Below are 17,507 nucleotides of genomic sequence, written 5' to 3' on the forward strand. Positions count from 1 at the left end.
CGGATGAAAAGTGCGAGAATTCGCAGCAAATCAAAGGGATTCAGAGGATTCTGAGCGGGATCGCCGCCGTTTCAGCAGACGAGCCCGGAGGCACCGCCAGGGTGCGCTCCGGGTAGAGACAACAATTAGTGCAGCTTAAGGCGCGGGCGAATGATGCGGTTGATGCGCCCGACCAGCATCATCAGGCCGGTCTTAAAGTAGCCGTGCAGGGCGATCTGGTGCATACGGTACAGGGAAATGTACACGAAGCGCGCAATGCGCCCTTCCACCATCATCGAGCCGCGCATCAGGTTACCCATCAGGCTGCCGACGGTGGAGTAATTAGACAGCGACACCAGCGAGCCATGGTCTTTATAGGTGTAAGCCTTCAGCGGTTTGCCTTTCATCTGCGCGAGGATGTTGTTCAGCGCGCAGGTAGCCATCTGGTGCGCTGCCTGGGCACGCGGAGGGACAAAGCCGCCTTCCGGACGCGCACAGGAGGCGCAGTCGCCGATGGCGAAAATATCCGCGTCGCGGGTGGTCTGCAGCGTCGGTTCGACCACCAGCTGATTGATACGGTTGGTTTCCAGGCCGCCGATCTCTTTCATGAAATCTGGCGCTTTGATCCCGGCCGCCCAGACCATCAGATCCGCCTCAATATATTCGCCATCTTTGGTGTGCAGGCCGCCCGCATCCGCGCTGGTGACCATGGTCTGCGTCAGCACCCGTACGCCCAGCTTGGTCAGCTCATTATGCGCCGCCCCGGAAATGCGCGGCGGCAGTGCCGGCAGAATACGCTCGCCCGCCTCGACCAGCGTGACGTTCAGCGCTTCGTTAGTCAGCCCTTTGTAGCCGTAGCTGTGCAGCTGTTTCACCGCATTATGCAGTTCAGCGGAGAGCTCCACGCCGGTAGCACCGCCGCCGACAATGGCGATGTTCACTTTACCGTTGGCACCCAGATTGGCGGAGTATTTGAGGAACAGGTTGAGCATTTCCTGATGGAAACGACGCGCCTGATGCGGGTTGTCGAGGAAAATGCAGTTCTCTTTCACGCCAGGGGTATTGAAGTCATTCGAGGTACTGCCCAGCGCCATCACCAGCGTGTCGTACGGCAGTTTACGCTCAGCCACCAACAGCTCGCCTTTTTCATTGCGCAGCTCGCCGAGGGTGATGGTCTTCCCTTCGCGGTTGATATCGACCACCGAACCCAGCTGGAACTGGAAACCGTGGTTGCGGGCATGGGCCAGATAGCTCAGCGCATCGACACCTTCATCCAGAGAACCAGTCGCCACTTCATGCAGCAGCGGCTTCCACAGATGGCTGTGGTTACGGTCCACCAGGGTGATTTTCGCTTTTTTATGGCGCCCTAACTTTTTCCCCAGCTGAGTTGCCAGTTCCAGTCCGCCAGCGCCGCCACCCACAATTACGATTTTTTTCAATGGCGTAGTCATGTGTACCCCTAAAATTATTAACCAATTGTTAAATAAAAGTTATGATAATAGCCTTTATTTAACAACAAGTTACGTCAATGAAACCATTCAGCACCGTCGAGAATACCATGAACGGTGCATTGGTCATACCAAAATTGATATGCATCAAGTTTTGTCGCGTATTTTTTCAGCGAAACCAATAAGTGTAGACATGAAAAAAACCCGCGCGGTGAACACGGCGCGGGTTTGATGACAGGGGAAAAGGCTTAACCGAGGGTTTTAAACGCTTTCAGCCGCTGCAGGTGCGGCGAGATGTTTTTAAACTTATGAGTCTGCTCTTCATCCCAGATAATTTCATAATAATGGTGCAGGAGGTCGGCGGAACGCTGGCTGTCCAGCGCTTCGTCCTGCCGGGAGAGCACCACCAGGCAGCGATCGCGATTCTTCTCACGGAAGTTGGTCACACACTTGGTCGCGATGTCAGCATACTCTTCCGGGCGGTCGATTTTGCCTTCCATGTTCTCATGCGGAAACAGGTTTGGATTGAACACCGCCTGGCGGATATCGCACAGAAAACCAATCCGCTCCGCCCAGTATCCGCCAAGGCCGACGCCGCAGATCAGCGGCCGGTCATCGGCGGTAAGCTGCAGCATTTTATCGACCTCTTTCAGCAAATGCTGCATGTCGTGCTTGGGGTGACGCGTGCTGTAGCTAATCAACCGCACGTCCGGGTCGATAAACTGCAGCTGCATCACCTTCTCATGGTTACCGGGGCTGTTCGAGTCAAAACCGTGTAAATAGATAATCATCGCATCCTCACCTGACAACAACGCCCCACAGAGCGTTACGCGGACTTCGCCTCTTGCCAGCGCGCATGAAGCTGCTCCAGCTGGGCACTCACCGTTTTCCAACGGGCTGAATCCCTTAACTCCTGACGGGAAAAGGAACCTTTATGATACAATTTCGTAACACGCTCTGCTTTGATCGGCGACAGGTTATCCAGCACACTGACCGCGCCTTTACGATTATTGCAGACCAGTATCATATCGCAACCGGCGTCGAGCGACGCCTGACCGCGTTCGGCATAGCTGCCCATGATCGCCGCCCCTTCCATCGACAGATCGTCTGAGAAAATCACTCCGTCGAAGCCCAGCTCGCCGCGCAGCACCGTTTTTAACCAGTACGCTGAGCCGCTGGCCGGGCGCGGGTCGAGCTCCGGGTAAATCACATGCGCAGGCATAATGGCATCCAGACGCTGTTCGGCGATGAGGCTTTTGAACACCGCCATATCGTGGTCGCGAATCACCGATGCCGGACGCGGATCGAACGGGGTCTCTTTGTGCGAATCGGCAGTCACCGCCCCGTGCCCCGGGAAGTGTTTACCGGTGGTTTTCATGCCCGCGGCGTGCATGCCGTCAATAAAGTGACGCGCCATCGTCAGCGCTTTCTGCGGATCTTCATGATAAGAACGTTCGCCGATCGCGGCACTGATATGGCCGACGTCCAGCACCGGCGCAAAGCTGATATCAATATCCATGGCGATCATTTCGCTGGCCATCAGCCAGCCGGCTTCGGCGGCCAGTTTGCCCCCCTCTTCCATCCCCAGCAGCGCGGCAAAAGACTGGGCCGCCGGTAAACGGGTAAAGCCTTCACGGAAACGCTGAACACGCCCCCCTTCCTGATCCACCGCCACCACCAGATGGTTCCGGGAGGCGTCGCGGATCTGGCGCACCAGCTCCCGCAGCTGCGCCGGATCGTGATAATTACGGGTAAAGAGGATCAATCCTCCCACCAGCGGATGCGCCAGAATCTCTCGCTCTTCCGCATCCAGTTCATACCCTTCGACATCCAACATGACTGGGCCCACACTGACCTCTCTTATTCTTTACGTTCGTTGTCTAACTGACACCATATTTCATCTGCCAGCGTGATAAATTGCCGATCGCCGCTCTGCCGCCAGCGCATTTCATACCACCCCGCCATCAGCAGCAAGACCCACGGGCGCCAGCGTGCAACCTGCCGCCAAAGCTGCTGCGCGTCGATAGCCGCCCGCCGGGCATAGGCCGCCACCAGCTGGCGGCGCTGGTGAGGGGAAATCCACACCGCGGCCAGCTCCAGCGCGATATCGCCATCGCCGGCATATTCCCAGTCGATCAGCCTCAAGCCGGATGCGCTGTGGATAATATTGCCGGCATGGACGTCCATATGCAGCGGCGCCAGCCGCAGAGGACGGGGCTCGCCCTGGCGGCGCAGCCGCTGATGCCAGCGCAGCCAGCGCGGCGTGCGTCGTGCCGGATCGCACGTCTGCCAGTACTGGGCCAGCAGCGGTGCGAGGGTAACACGCCAGCCGAATCGCGGTTGCTGATGCACGTCATACAATAAGTCTGACAGCATCGCGCAGGCCGGTAACTCGCTTTTCACCTCCCCCGCGCAATATTCCACCACCATCCAGCAGGGTGAGTAAAACAGCGGGGCTGGCGCCAGCCTGGCAGGCAGTTGGCGGAGCGCGCGATACTGACGGCGAAAATAACAGGAAGCGGCTGACGGGTCGTGCGGCTGACGCAGCACGTGCCGCCGGTCGCCGTCGCTGATAATCACACTGCCGCCGCTGAGGCCATTCTGGCTCAGCGAGGCGACAGGATGATAACGGGGGAAGAAGCGCGACAAGAGCTCATCGCGCGTCAGCTTATTGTTGCTGAACAGCACCTTTACCTGACCAGATAATCTCGCCGGTTTGCACCAGCATCAACTGCATCTTCAGTTCAGGCGCGTTGACGTTGCCGGTGGCATTGGAGTAAAGCACATACTGCGCGCCCACGTTGCGGGCGATACCCATGGCTTTGCTGCGGCTGCCGAGGCTGTCCTGCGGCGACAGGCCCAGCTGCTGTTTGGCGACCCCCAGCTGCTGCGCCGAGACCAGCGTAAACTTGCCGTTGCCGGCCAGCGCATTACGCAGCGCGGTAGTGGCTTCTCCCGCATTCAGCGTACCGTTGGTGCGGTTGTTCACGCTGTCAACCAGCAGAATGCTGCCCGCATTGACGCCGCTGGCCTGCAGCATCTGCCCCACCAGCGGCTGGACCGCGCCGTTCCAGTCATAATGACGCACGCGCGGCGCCGGCTGGCCCGACTGCTGATCCTGATGCTCAATGGGCCCCGGCTGCGACGGTACGGCAGGAACCGCCGGCACAGTCGGCACCGTTGGCTGCGGCTGCGCAGGCTGCTGCGGCTGCGGTTTGGCCTCTTCGACCGGCGCAGGCTTCTCACGTAACCCCGCACAACCTGCGAGGAATATCGCCAGTGCTGTGATTAACGCATAGCGACACATTTTCATCATTATAATTACCCCTTACAGATAAAGATAAAGGCGGGCCTTATGCGCCCCCAGGATATTGGCGCTACCATACAATGTCACCGAAGAGCGTGCCGGGACCACGATGGTGCGCGGTGCGTCCAGCGGGTGCATCTCCAGACCTCGGGCGTCATACCAGAAAAAACGATAATGCACGGTGACGGGCTGCTGGCGCTCGTTATACAGCGTCGAGGAGGCAGTGGCCTGGATCTCCGTCGCCACCACGGCAGGCTCGCTGGCGCTGATCCCGGCCGCCAGCACGCTCGATTCCATCACCAGCGCCTGCTGGTCAGAAACCGGGATCTCCGGATGTGAACTACATCCGGCCAGCAGTCCCGCCGCCAGGCAGGCGCCCAAAAGGGTCCTGAGCATGGCCTTAGCCTTTATGCGCCAGCATCGGGCCCAGCGGACGACCGCCCAGCAGATGCATGTGGATATGGTAAACTTCCTGGCCGCCGTGGCGGTTGCAATTAACGATCAAACGGTAGCCATCGTCGGCAAGACCTTCATCGCGGGCGATCTTCGCCGCGACGGTCATCATCCGGCCCAGCGCCAGCTCATGTTCGGTGGTGACGTCATTCACGGTAGGAATCAGAACATTCGGGACAATCAGAATGTGGGTGGGCGCCTGCGGGGAGATGTCGCGAAAAGCGGTCACAAGCTCATCCTGATAGACAATATCCGACGGGATCTCCCGGCGAATGATTTTGCTGAAAATCGTTTCTTCTGCCATGACTGATTCCTTATTAGTTTTATCCCATACGCTGGCCTGCTTCTGCAGATAAACGCGGACGCACAGGTTCAGATAAGAGTATGAGCGACATCCTCCCTCTCTTTCAACCTGAAAGCAGTTTTTCTTATTCAACTATAGACTTAGCTGCTGAGGGATTAAGCATTTGCCGGACAATCTCCAGGGTTATCGCCACAGAAAACCTCACCTCGTAACGTAAAAAAGGCAGCCAATTGGCTGCCTTAGTCTCCCCGATACTACGTCTTAACTGTTACGGATGTACTCATCCATTTCAGTTTTCAGGTTATCGGACTTGGTACCGAAGATGGCCTGTACGCCAGAACCTGCCACTACCACGCCAGCGGCGCCCAGTTTTTTCAGGCCAGCCTGGTCAACTTTCGCTACATCCGCCACGCTAACACGCAGACGAGTAATACATGCGTCGAGGTTGGTGATGTTCTCTTTACCGCCGAAAGCGGCGATCAGAGCCGGAGCCATCTCGCTGGTTGCGCCAGCTTTGCTCTCTTCGGTGGTATCTTCACGACCCGGTGTTTTCAGATCCAGGGCTTTAATCAGCACGCGGAAAATGACGTAGTACACGATCGCATAGCAGATACCGACAATCGGGAACAGCCACAGCTTGCTGCTATTACCGGACAGGACGATAAAGTCGATCAGGCCGTGGGAGAACGAGGTACCGTCACGCATACCCAGCAGGATACAGATCGGGAACGCCAGACCCGCCAGAATGGCATGGATAACGTACAGGATCGGCGCCACGAACATGAAGGAGAACTCGATCGGCTCGGTGATACCGGTCAGGAACGAGGTCAGCGCGGCGGAGATCATGATACCGCCCACTTTGGCGCGGTTTTCCGGTTTAGCAGAGTGCCAAATCGCGATAGCCGCTGCCGGCAGACCGTACATTTTGAACAGGAAGCCGCCAGACAGTTTGCCCGCGGTCGGGTCGCCTGCCATGTAGCGCGGGATATCGCCGTGGAACACCTGACCAGCCGCGTTGGTGTATTCGCCGATCTGCATCTGGAAAGGAACGTTCCAGATGTGGTGCAGACCAAACGGCACCAGGCAACGCTCAATGAAACCGTAGATGCCAAACGCTACCACTGGGTTCTGATAAGCAGCCCACTGGGAGAAGGTCTGGATCGCGGAACCGATCGGCGGCCAAATGAAGGAGAGGATCACGCCGGTGAAGATAGCGGCCAGACCAGAGATAATCGGTACAAAGCGCTTGCCCGCAAAGAAGCCCAGGTATTCTGGCAGCTTGATGCGATAGAAGCGGTTGAACATGTACGCGGCGATAGCACCGGAGATAATACCGCCAAGCACGCCGGTATCAGCCAGGTGTTTTGCCGCAATCTCTTCAGCAGGTAAATGCAGCACCAGCGGCGCAACAACCGCCATGGTTTTCACCATGATGCCGTAAGCCACGACTGCAGCCAGTGCGGATACACCGTCGTTATTAGTGAAGCCGAGGGCCACACCGATAGCGAAGATCAGCGGCATGTTGGCGAAAACTGAACCGCCTGCTTCTGCCATAACGTGGGAGACCACGGCTGGCAGCCAGCTGAAGTTTGCGGAACCGACGCCCAGCAGGATACCTGCGATAGGCAGTACGGATACCGGCAGCATCAGCGATTTACCGACCTTCTGCAGGTTAGCAAATGCATTCTTAAACATAATTGAGAGTGCTCCTGAGTATTTGGTACTTTTTTACGTTTTCACGCATTGGCCCGGGGGGAGAACCGTGCCGTGGACAGGACATCTAAGCGCCCTTTATTTATTACACAGAGTAAAATAATTAACAGGATGATTGTTTGACGGCTATCACGTTTCAATCAGCCTTCCGGTAAAAATTTACATCAGCTTACATAAGTTGTATCTGGATGTTGCCAAAAAACCTTCACCGCCACTTTTGTGGCGGTGAACTTTACTCGCTTTGGTTATTAATTACGAGCCTTAAAATAATAGGCAGATCAAGCAGGTTGCAAGCGGGCGGGGTCAATGTGGAACAGGGTGGCAAAATTGTCAGTGGTCTGCTGGGCCAGTTGCTCCAGCGACACACCTTTCAGCACCGCCATGTATTCCGCAACGTCACGGACCAGCGCCGGCTGGTTCTCTTTGCCGCGATGGGGGACTGGCGCCAGGTACGGCGAATCGGTCTCCACCAGCAGACGATCCAGCGGAACATAGCGCGCCGCATCGCGCAGCTGCTCGGCGTTACGAAAAGTGACGATGCCGGAAAACGAGATATAGAACCCCATGTCGAGCAATTTACCCGCTGTCTCCCTGTCCTCAGTGAAACAGTGTAGTACGCCACCGCAATCCGTCACCTTTTCTTCGCGTAAAATGGCCAGGGTATCGGCGCGCGCGTCGCGAGTGTGGACGATCACCGGCTTATTCAGCTCGCGGCCAATGCGAATGTGGTCGCGAAATGAGGTTTGCTGCTGGGCTTTGGTTTCCGGGGTATAAAAATAATCCAGACCGGTCTCCCCCATCGCCACAACGCCCTCTTCCGCCGCCAGCGTGCGCAGCATCTCCACATCGTAGGGTTCGTCCTGGTTTAACGGGTGCACGCCGCAGGAGAAGACGACGTTATCACGCGTCCCCACCAGCTCACGCATACTGCGGTAGCCGGGCAACGTCGTGGCGACCGCCAGGCAGAATTTCACATCACGCGCGGCCGCTTTTGCCAGAACGTCGTCGACGTTTTTGTGCAGGGTTTGATAATCCAGACCATCAAGATGGCAGTGGGAGTCGACTAAAAACATAATGTCTCACTCAGAGGTGGGATACGGGTAAAACCGTCCCGGGTTGCAGGTAATGTTCCCAGCGCAGCAAGCGCTCGGTGAGCAGCAGTTCGCGGTTGACGCCGACGACGTTCAGCAATTGCTCGCGGCAGGTACAGACGTCATAGGCGATCGCCTGCAGCCGGGCGGCGGGCAGGCTGTGCGCCAGTTGCTCCAGCAGCGGCCAGACGTCCGGGTTACTTACCAGGGCAATCCCCTGCTGTCGTTTTTGCGCATCGACCAGCAGCGATGCCAGCCAGTGCAGGCGAACCGCCGCCTGTTCATGATTGAGTATCGGCAGCAACGCCAGCCAGTCACCGCTCGCCAGGGTGCTTGCCAGCGCCTGACACAGCTGCTGACGCGCCGTCCACTGCGGCTCCTGTAACAGTTCGAGCGCCGCGGCTGGCGCGCTGGCGCACAGACGCAACGCCGTCAGTAGCGCCTCCTGCGGCAGGCTCACCTCACGCTCCAGCCAGGCCAGAGCATAAGATTCCGTCGGCGGCGACAGGTGGTGCAGACGACAGCGGCTGCGCAGGGTCGTCAGCAGACGCGCCGGCTCCTGGCACGCGAGGAAGAACCAGGTATTTTCCGGCGGCTCTTCCAGCGTCTTCAGCAACGCGTTGGCGGCGGCATCTGTCAGTAAAGCGGCATCGCTAATCCACACCACTTTCGCCCCGCCAAGGCGCGCGCGCTCATAGAGCTTTTCGTTGACATCGCGCACCGCATCAATGCCCAGCGCACTCTTACCCTTTTCAGGGGCCAGCGGATAGTAATCAGGATGCGTGCCGGCCTGCATGAGCTGGCAGCTGTGGCAGTGGCCGCAGCTTTTATGCCCTTCGGGCTGGCGGCACATCAGGAAGCGGCACAGCGCGTAAATCAACGCCTCACCGCCCATTCCGCTCAGAGACTGTAACAGTAAGGCGTGGTGGCCTCGTCCGGCCTGATAGCTACCGACCAGTTGCTCGAACGACGGACGCAACCACGGATACCATTTCATGCCGGTTGCTCCGCCATCCACTGGGCGATCGTGGCGCGAATGTCGCGAGCGACGGCGTCGAGCGGCTGGGTCGCGTCAACCGTGCGGATCGACGGGTCTGCAGCGGCCAGCTCAAGGTAGCGCGCACGGGTACGATTGAAGAAGTTCATGGACTCCTGCTCAATGCGATCAAGCTCGCCGCGGGCCCGGGCGCGCTGCAGCCCCACCTCCGGCGTGACGTCGAGGTACAACGTCAGATTGGGGCGGAAATCGCCGAGTACCGCATCGCGCAGCGTCGCCAGCATCGTACGGTCGATTCCCCGGCCGCCGCCCTGATAAGCCTGAGTCGACAGATCGTGACGATCGCCGATCACCCACTGGCCGCGGGCCAGCGCAGGCTTAATCACGGTCTCCACCAGCTGGACGCGCGCCGCGTAAAACATCAGCACTTCCGCTTTATCATTAATGACTTCATCACCCGTGGACTGGATATCCAGCACCAGGCTACGCAGTTTTTCGGCAAGGACAGTGCCCCCCGGCTCGCGGGTAAACACCATATCGTGAATACCTGCCGACTGCAGCGTCTCCACCACCAGTTGACGTGCGGTGGTCTTCCCGGCGCCCTCCAGCCCCTCGATGACGATATAGTTACTGCGCATTTTTTTCCTTAAGTACTTTCAAATAGTCCTGCACCGCACGGTTATGACTGACCAGGTTTGTGGTAAACGTATGGCCCCCTTTCCCGTCGGCGACAAAATAGAGATATGACGTTTTCGCCGGATGGGCGGCCGCCTTCAGCGATGCCTCGCCCGGCACCGCGATAGGACCAGGCGGCAGGCCGCTGATGGTATAGGTATTGTATGCGGTCGGCGTCTCGAGATCCTTACGCGTTAGTTTACCAGTATACCCCTCGCCCATCCCGTAGATCACGGTCGGATCGGTCTGTAAGCGCATACCGATGCGCAGACGGTTGATAAATACCGACGCGACGCGGTCGCGCTCTTCCGCCACCGCGGTCTCTTTCTCAATAATCGAGGCCATGGTCAACAGCTGGTTCTGATCGGCATAGGGCAGATTCTCCATCCGTCCTTCCCAGATCTTCGCCACTTCCGCGACCATTTTCTGATGCGCACGCTTGAGGATGGCGATATCGCTGGTATTGGCGGTGTACATCCAGGTATCCGGCCAGAACCAGCCCTCCACCCAGTCGGCATGCTCAAGACCTAACGCCTTAGCCACCGTCGCGTAGCTATCATCATCAAGAGTGTGCTTCACGTACGGGGCATCGCGCAGCTGGCGCAGGTAGTCGCTGACGCGCATGCCTTCGACAAAGCGCAGCGGAAACTGCGCCTCTTTACCGCTGGCCAGCAGCTGCAGCATCTCGCGTACCGTCATCTGCGGCGTGAAGCGATAGGTCCCGGCTTTGAAGTGAGACAGCTCAGGTTCCACCCGCAGCAGCCACTGGAAAACGCGGGGGCGATTGATTACCTTTTCGCGATAAAGAGCCTGACCCAACGCCTGACGGCCGGTACCGGTCTCCAGGGTGAAGACGGTCTCTTCTTTAATCAGCAGCTTGCTGTCCGCCAGCTGGCGTACCTTCCACATGCCTGCCGCTGCAGCGATGCCCAGCACCACCACCAACAGCAGAATAAAACGTAACATTTTCTTCATACTAACCAGACAGCTCACACAAAGGGGCTAAAAAATGGTAAAGCTCGCGCGAGGACCAGACGGTCTCCTCCCAGCGACGAACCGGCACCAGCGGCATCAGCGCATTGCAGATAAGCACTTCATCGGCTTCCCGCAATGCCTCAGGACGCGCTGTCACTTCGACAACACGAAATGTCGATGGTGCCAGCTGCGCGATACAGCGCTGCCGCATAATGCCGTTGACCCCGGCGTAATCGAGTCGCGGAGTAAATACATCCCGTCCCTGACGCCAGAATAAATTCGCGGCACAGCATTCCGTAAGCCACCCGTCACTGTCAAGGACCAGCGCCTCATCGGCGTCCGTCTGCTCAAGATGAGAGCGGATCAGCACCTGCTCAAGACGATTAAGATGCTTCAGGCCGGCAAGCCAGGGGTTGCGACCCAGGGGCACCGGGCTCTGGGTCAGGATAATGCCCTCCTCCCGCCAGCGCGCATAATGTGCCGGGAATGGAGAGACGCTGAGAATGCGGGTGGGCGAAACGCAGCCCGCCGTACTGTATCCCCTTCCGCCAACGCCGCGGGTGAGGGTCACCTTCAGCACGCCCTGCGCGTGCGGCCGCGCCAGACGCTGCATCTCTTCGCTCAGTGTCAACCAGTCGTGAAACGGGATACGTAATTTTTCACAGGTTGTCTGCAAACGCGCCAGATGAGCCGTCAGCAGCGCAACCTGCCCCTGCTGAATGCGGGCGGTAGTAAAACAGCCGTCGCCAAACTGGGTGGCGCGATCGTTCGCCGCCAGCGTGTCCTGTGCAACGCCATTTATCAAGAACATAAAGGACTCCTTTTCACTGGTCGGTCAGTGTCTCAGGACCCAGAGCAGAGGACAAGCGGAGAAAACTGAATAAAAAAAGGCCCGACAAACGGGCCTTTTGTTAAAGCAGTACCGGGGCAAGCCCTGTCACACTTTTTTGAAGATCAACGAACCGTTAGTGCCGCCAAAGCCGAAGGAGTTGCACAGGGTGTACTCCAAACCGGAAACCTGACGCGCTTCGTGCGGAACGAAGTCGAGGTCGCAGCCGTCATCCGGGTTATCGAGGTTGATCGTCGGCGGAACCGCCTGATCGCGCAGCGCCAGAATAGAGTAGATCGACTCTACCGCCCCTGCCGCGCCCAGAAGATGCCCGGTCATGGATTTGGTGGAGCTCACCATGACGCGGCTCGCCGCATCGCCGAATACAGACTTAACCGCCTGCGCTTCCGCTTTATCGCCAGCCGGCGTCGAGGTGCCGTGGGCGTTGACGTAGCCAATCTGACCCGGTTCGATGCCCGCATCGCGAATGGCATTCACCATCGCCAGCGCGGCACCCGCGCCATCTTCCGGCGGTGACGTCATATGATAAGCATCGCTGCTCATCCCAAAGCCAACGATCTCGGCATAGATTTTCGCGCCGCGTTTTTTTGCATGCTCGTACTCTTCCAGCACCACCATGCCCGCGCCGTCGCCCAGCACAAAGCCGTCGCGATCTTTATCCCACGGACGGCTCGCCGCCTGCGGGTTGTCATTGCGCGTGGAGAGCGCACGCGCCGCGCCGAAGCCACCCACGCCAAGCGGGGTACTGGCTTTTTCCGCACCGCCTGCCACCATCGCATCGGCATCGCCATAGGCGATAATGCGCGCGGCCTGGCCAATGTTGTGCACGCCTGAAGTACACGCGGTCGCGATAGAGATACTTGGTCCACGCAGACCAAACATAATGGTCAGATGCCCGGCCACCATGTTAACAATTGTGGAAGGAACGAAGAATGGGCTGATCTTACGCGGTCCGCCGTTGACCAGCGAACTGTGGTTTTCTTCGATCAAGCCGAGACCGCCAATACCGGAGCCGATAGCGGCGCCAATACGGGTTGCATTCTCTTCCGTCACTTCAAGGCCAGAATCCTGCATGGCCTGAACGCCAGCGACAATTCCATATTGAATGAAGGCATCCATCTTGCGCTGTTCTTTGCGCGAGATGATGTCCTCACAGTTAAAATCCTTTACTAAGCCAGCAAATTTCGTTGCATAGGCGCTAGTATCGAAATGGTCGATCAGGCTGATGCCACTCTGACCGGCAAGGAGAGCTTTCCAGGTAGACTCTACGGTATTGCCGACAGGAGACAACATGCCCAGTCCGGTCACAACTACACGACGCTTAGACACGTTTGTCCTCCAGGGAGGGAAAATAGATTCTTGTGGGACAAAAAAAAGATAAAACTCAGGCGGTCGAATGACCGCCTGGAGATGTTCACTTACGCCTGGTGGCCGTTGATGTAATCAATGGCAGCCTGAACGGTGGTGATTTTCTCAGCTTCTTCGTCCGGAATCTCAGTATCAAACTCTTCTTCCAGAGCCATTACCAGCTCAACGGTGTCAAGAGAATCAGCGCCCAGGTCTTCAACGAAGGAAGCATTATTGGTAACTTCTTCCTGCTTAACGCCCAGCTGCTCGCCGATAATTTTCTTAACGCGTTCTTCGATAGTGCTCATACTCTTAAATTTCCTATCAAAACTCGCTTTCGCGATGGTTTTCGTAGTGTATAAAATGTTGAAAAATTTGCAACTAAATCCCGGCAGGTCTTACCACGATTTTGCGCTATTTTGAGGCCGTTTGCCCTAAGAACGCAAATCTTTTCGCACAAAACCGCACAGGGAACCGTGCGAAGTGCGCGGTTCCTGAACGTTTTGCACAAATCTCGGTCAGACCATGTACATTCCGCCGTTAACGTGCAGCGTTTCACCAGTGATGTAACTTGCTTCGTCAGAGGCTAAAAATGCAACCGCACTGGCGATTTCATTTGGGGTGCCAAGGCGCCCCGCAGGAACTGCCGCCAGCGTACCCGCACGCTGCTCATCGGTCAGCGCACGCGTCATGTCCGTTTCAATAAAGCCCGGAGCAACAACGTTTACAGTAATACCGCGTGACGCAACTTCACGCGCCAGTGATTTACTGAAGCCAATCAGACCCGCTTTCGCCGCAGCGTAGTTGGCCTGACCCGCATTTCCCATGGTACCAACCACAGAACCGATAGTGATAATACGTCCATGACGCTTTTTCATCATAGCGCGCATTACCGCTTTTGACAGACGGAAAACCGATGACAGGTTGGTTTCGATAATATCGTTCCACTCATCATCTTTCATGCGCATTAACAGGTTGTCGCGAGTGATCCCGGCATTATTCACCAGGATATCCACTTCGCCAAACTCTGCGCGCACATTTTCCAGAACAGATTCAATAGATGCTGGGTCGGTCACATTCAACATCAGACCTTTACCGTTGGCACCTAAGTAGTCGCTGATGGCCTGCGCGCCGCTTTCGCTGGTCGCAGTACCGATAACTTTCGCGCCACGAGCGACGAGCGTTTCAGCGATTGCACGGCCAATACCGCGGCTTGCACCGGTAACCAGCGCGATTTTTCCTTCAAAACTCATGGTTTTCCTCTTTTATTGCTCAAGCGCCGCAGACATCGCCGCCGGCTCGTTAAGCGCGGAAGCGGTCAGGGTGTCAACAATACGTTTGGTCAGACCGGTGAGGACTTTACCCGGGCCAACCTCATACAGATGCGTTACGCCCTGAGCAGCCATAAACTCAACGGTTTTGGTCCACTGAACCGGGCTGTACAGCTGGCGCACCAGCGCGTCGCGAATGGCGTCTGGCGTGGTTTCGCATTTCACGTCGACGTTATTCACCACCGGAATCGTCGGCGCGTTGAAGGTGATTTTCTGCAGCTCCAGCGCCAGTTTTTCTGCAGCTGGCTTCATCAGCGCACAGTGGGACGGCACGCTCACCGGCAGCGGCAGCGCACGTTTGGCGCCTGCAGCTTTACATGCAGCGCCCGCACGTTCAACGGCCTCTTTGTGCCCGGCGATAACCACCTGGCCCGGCGAATTGTAGTTCACCGGCGAAACCACCTGCCCTTCGGCGGACTCTTCACACGCTTTGGCGATAGAAGCGTCATCGAGACCGATAATCGCAGACATCGCGCCAGTACCCGCCGGTACGGCTTCCTGCATGAATTTCCCGCGCAGTTCAACCAGACGAACGGCATCCGCGAAATCAATAACGCCGGCACAGACCAGCGCGGAGTATTCGCCGAGGCTGTGACCCGCCAGCAGCGTCGGCGCTTTGCCGCCCTGCTGCTGCCAGACGCGGTACAGCGCCACGGAGGCGGTCAGCAGCGCCGGCTGAGTCTGCCAGGTTTTATTCAGTTCTTCTGCCGGGCCCTGTTGAGCCAGCGCCCACAGATCGTAACCCAACGCTGCGGAAGCTTCACCGAAGGTCTCTTCAATCACCGGCCAGGTGGCAGCCATATCGGCCAGCATACCTACGGCCTGAGAACCCTGTCCCGGGAACACAAAAGCAAATTGCGTCATGTTTAAATCCTTATACTAAAAACGAACCAGCGCGGAACCCCAGGTGAAACCGCCACCAAAGGCTTCCAGCAAAATCAGCTGACCGCGTTGAATGCGGCCATCGCGGACAGCCTCATCCAGCGCACAAGGAACTGACGCCGCGGAGGTGTTGCCATGGCGGTCAAGCGTCACGACGACGTTATCCATCGACATGCCCAGTTTCTTCGCCGTCGCGCTGATGATACGCAGGTTAGCCTGATGCGGCACCAGCCAGTCCAGCGCCGAGCGCTCAAGATTGTTGGCTGCCAGCGTCTCGTCAACGATATGCGCCAGTTCGGTGACCGCTACTTTAAAGACTTCATTGCCGGCCATCGTCAGATAGATCGGGTTTTCCGGATCGACGCGATCGGCGTTCGGCAGGGTCAGCAGTTCACCATAGCTCCCGTCGGCATGCAGGTGCGTCGAGATAATGCCTGGCTCTTCAGACGCGCCCAGCACCACGGCGCCGGCGCCGTCGCCGAAAATAATAATCGTTCCGCGATCGGCCGGGTCACAGGTGCGCGCCAGCACATCGGCCCCCACCACCAGCGCATAATCCACCGCGCCGTTTTTCACGTACTGATCGGCGACGCTCAGCGCATAGGTGAAACCGGCGCAGGCGGCGGCGACGTCAAACGCCGGACAGCCCTTGACGCCCAGCATAGACTGAATCTGGCATGCCGAACTCGGAAACGCATGCGTGCCGGAGGTGGTCGCAACGATAATCAGACCAATTTGCTCCGCGGACACGCCCGCCATCGCCAGCGCCTGCTTTGCGGCTTCAAAGCCCATCGTAGCAACTGTTTCATGCGCTGCGGCAATACGACGCTCACGGATACCTGTGCGGGTGACAATCCACTCGTCAGAGGTCTCTACCATTTTTTCCAGGTCGGCGTTTGTACGCACTTGCTCGGGCAGATAGCTGCCGGTACCAATAATCTTCGTATACATGTACGCTCAGTCACTCTTGGGTAATATACCCGCCTCTTTCAACCTGCCGCGGCGTCAATCGTGGCCATTCGTCCCGCTTTGCTGTCGGGAGTTCACGTCACTGTCGCTTTCCGGCAGCGCGAAACCAGCTGGGTATAAAGATTCCAGGCGCGCGGCGATCCGTTGAGGAATTTGCCGCTGCACCGCCTGCACTGCCTGCTCTATCGCGACGCTAAAGGCGCGTTGATTGGCAGCACCATGACTCTTGATCACGGAACCGCGCAATCCTAACAGACAGGCGCCATTATACTGGTCGGGGTTGAGGTGACTGAATCGCCTCGCCAGGCTTTTTTGTAACCAACGTTTTAATAACAGCAGCCACCACGACCGTTTTTTGCCCTCTCCCTGAGATTTCAGCAGCGAAAGGAACATTCTGACAACACCTTCCATGGTTTTTAATGTGACGTTGCCCGTGAATCCATCACAAACCAGCACATCGGTTTTTCCGGTCAACAATTCATTGGCTTCAAGATAGCCGATGTAGTTGAGGGAAGGCAGCGTTTTCAGCACTGCGGCAGCATCGCGAATGCTGCTGAGGCCTTTCATCTCTTCTTCGCCGATATTCAGCAAGGCGACGCGCGGGTTGGTAATGCCAACCACTTCCTCCGCCAGCACCGCGCCCATGACGGCGAACTGCACCAGCATCGTGCTGTCGCAATCGACGTTGGCGCCGAGATCCAGCACCACGGTTTTGCCCTTCTGCTGGTGCGGCAGAACCGTCACCAGCGCCGGCCGCTCAATACCTTCGATCGGTTTGAGCAGCAGTTTCGCCAGCCCCATCAGCGCGCCGGTGTTGCCGGCGCTGACGCAGGCTTCCGCCCGCCCTTCTTTCACAAGCTCCAGCGCCACGCGCATTGAGCTTCCGCGACTGCTGCGGATAGCCTGTGCGGGTCGCGCATCACTGGCAATAACTGACTGCGCAGGAATAACCTGCAGACGCGAACGTTGTTCAAAGTCAGCTTTGGCGAGTAATGGCGTGATGGCGTCGGGGTCGCCGACTAAAAGAAGTGTGAGTTGCGAATTAGAGTTCAGTGCCTGCAGTGCTGCAGGCACCGTCACGGATGGGCCAAAATCGCCCCCCATGACATCTAACGCCAGGGTTAGACGTGTCAAGGTATCGTCGCTGCCCGGTTCGGTGATTCCCCAGTTGCCCGGGGAGTCCTCA

General features: G+C 57.6%; 19 protein-coding genes. All 19 read right to left on the reverse strand.

Annotation, left to right across the window (positions count from 1 at the left end; all coding sequences use genetic code 11):
• Positions 1-125 precede the first annotated feature (125 nt).
• The gene (locus CWM53_RS04565) at positions 126-1,430 is read right to left on the reverse strand and encodes an NAD(P)/FAD-dependent oxidoreductase (protein WP_008805997.1); all 1,305 of its coding nucleotides are present in this window, start codon (positions 1,428-1,430) and stop codon (positions 126-128) included.
• A gap of 245 nt (positions 1,431-1,675) precedes the next feature.
• Positions 1,676-2,218, reverse strand: a complete 543-nt coding sequence (gene ycfP / locus CWM53_RS04570; protein WP_002900775.1) for an alpha/beta hydrolase YcfP — start codon at positions 2,216-2,218, stop codon at positions 1,676-1,678.
• Positions 2,219-2,253: 35 nt separating this feature from the next.
• Positions 2,254-3,264 carry a beta-N-acetylhexosaminidase gene (nagZ, locus tag CWM53_RS04575; RefSeq protein WP_162494430.1) on the reverse strand — a complete coding sequence of 337 codons (1,011 nt, stop codon included), beginning with the start codon at positions 3,262-3,264 and terminating at the stop codon, positions 2,254-2,256.
• Between the two features lie 23 nt (positions 3,265-3,287).
• Positions 3,288-4,115 carry a thiamine kinase gene (gene thiK / locus CWM53_RS04580; RefSeq protein ID WP_074386328.1) on the reverse strand — a complete coding sequence of 276 codons (828 nt, stop codon included), beginning with the start codon at positions 4,113-4,115 and terminating at the stop codon, positions 3,288-3,290.
• Positions 4,096-4,734 carry a penicillin-binding protein activator LpoB gene (gene lpoB / locus CWM53_RS04585; RefSeq protein WP_162678317.1) on the reverse strand — a complete coding sequence of 213 codons (639 nt, stop codon included), beginning with the start codon at positions 4,732-4,734 and terminating at the stop codon, positions 4,096-4,098. Before lpoB ends, thiK begins: the two co-directional genes overlap by 20 nt.
• A 21-nt stretch (positions 4,735-4,755) precedes the next feature.
• A complete protein-coding gene (locus CWM53_RS04590) occupies positions 4,756-5,130 on the reverse strand; it encodes a YcfL family protein (protein ID WP_002900683.1) in 375 nt (124 codons plus the stop codon).
• 4 nt (positions 5,131-5,134) lie between these two features.
• The gene (gene hinT, locus CWM53_RS04595; protein WP_004204571.1) at positions 5,135-5,491 is read right to left on the reverse strand and encodes a purine nucleoside phosphoramidase; all 357 of its coding nucleotides are present in this window, start codon (positions 5,489-5,491) and stop codon (positions 5,135-5,137) included.
• A 261-nt stretch (positions 5,492-5,752) separates the two neighbouring features.
• Positions 5,753-7,186, reverse strand: a complete 1,434-nt coding sequence (gene ptsG / locus CWM53_RS04605) for a PTS glucose transporter subunit IIBC (protein ID WP_008805993.1) — start codon at positions 7,184-7,186, stop codon at positions 5,753-5,755.
• A 296-nt stretch (positions 7,187-7,482) separates the two neighbouring features.
• On the reverse strand, positions 7,483-8,277 hold the full coding sequence (locus CWM53_RS04610) for a metal-dependent hydrolase (RefSeq protein ID WP_074386329.1): 795 nt from the start codon (positions 8,275-8,277) through the stop codon (positions 7,483-7,485).
• A gap of 10 nt (positions 8,278-8,287) precedes the next feature.
• Entirely contained in the window at positions 8,288-9,292 is a 1,005-nt protein-coding gene (holB, locus tag CWM53_RS04615; protein ID WP_074386330.1) for a DNA polymerase III subunit delta', read from the reverse strand.
• Complete coding sequence (tmk, locus tag CWM53_RS04620) at positions 9,289-9,930, reverse strand: dTMP kinase (RefSeq protein ID WP_008805990.1); 642 nt, start codon at positions 9,928-9,930, stop codon at positions 9,289-9,291. Before tmk ends, holB begins: the two co-directional genes overlap by 4 nt.
• Positions 9,920-10,942, reverse strand: a complete 1,023-nt coding sequence (gene yceG, locus CWM53_RS04625) for a cell division protein YceG (RefSeq protein ID WP_100632024.1) — start codon at positions 10,940-10,942, stop codon at positions 9,920-9,922. Before yceG ends, tmk begins: the two co-directional genes overlap by 11 nt.
• Before the next feature lies 1 nt (position 10,943).
• Positions 10,944-11,753 (reverse strand): aminodeoxychorismate lyase, encoded by an 810-nt coding sequence (pabC, locus tag CWM53_RS04630; RefSeq protein WP_074386332.1) that lies wholly within the window; start codon positions 11,751-11,753, stop codon positions 10,944-10,946.
• Between the two features lie 126 nt (positions 11,754-11,879).
• Positions 11,880-13,121 carry a beta-ketoacyl-ACP synthase II gene (gene fabF, locus CWM53_RS04635; protein WP_061155078.1) on the reverse strand — a complete coding sequence of 414 codons (1,242 nt, stop codon included), beginning with the start codon at positions 13,119-13,121 and terminating at the stop codon, positions 11,880-11,882.
• A gap of 89 nt (positions 13,122-13,210) precedes the next feature.
• Positions 13,211-13,447: an acyl carrier protein gene (gene acpP / locus CWM53_RS04640; protein WP_000103754.1), complete on the reverse strand. Its 237-nt coding sequence runs from the start codon at positions 13,445-13,447 to the stop codon at positions 13,211-13,213.
• A gap of 210 nt (positions 13,448-13,657) precedes the next feature.
• Positions 13,658-14,392, reverse strand: coding sequence for a 3-oxoacyl-ACP reductase FabG (gene fabG, locus CWM53_RS04645; protein ID WP_002899294.1), 735 nt, complete (start codon positions 14,390-14,392; stop codon positions 13,658-13,660).
• A gap of 12 nt (positions 14,393-14,404) precedes the next feature.
• Positions 14,405-15,334 carry an ACP S-malonyltransferase gene (gene fabD / locus CWM53_RS04650; RefSeq protein WP_061155079.1) on the reverse strand — a complete coding sequence of 310 codons (930 nt, stop codon included), beginning with the start codon at positions 15,332-15,334 and terminating at the stop codon, positions 14,405-14,407.
• A 15-nt stretch (positions 15,335-15,349) separates the two neighbouring features.
• Positions 15,350-16,303 carry a beta-ketoacyl-ACP synthase III gene (locus tag CWM53_RS04655; protein ID WP_002899288.1) on the reverse strand — a complete coding sequence of 318 codons (954 nt, stop codon included), beginning with the start codon at positions 16,301-16,303 and terminating at the stop codon, positions 15,350-15,352.
• Between the two features lie 54 nt (positions 16,304-16,357).
• Complete coding sequence (gene plsX, locus CWM53_RS04660; RefSeq protein ID WP_206052723.1) at positions 16,358-17,455, reverse strand: phosphate acyltransferase PlsX; 1,098 nt, start codon at positions 17,453-17,455, stop codon at positions 16,358-16,360.
• Positions 17,456-17,507 lie beyond the last annotated feature (52 nt).

It is taken from the genome of Klebsiella sp. A-Nf5 (assembly GCF_002810545.1).
Lineage (GTDB): Bacteria > Pseudomonadota > Gammaproteobacteria > Enterobacterales > Enterobacteriaceae > Klebsiella > Klebsiella variicola.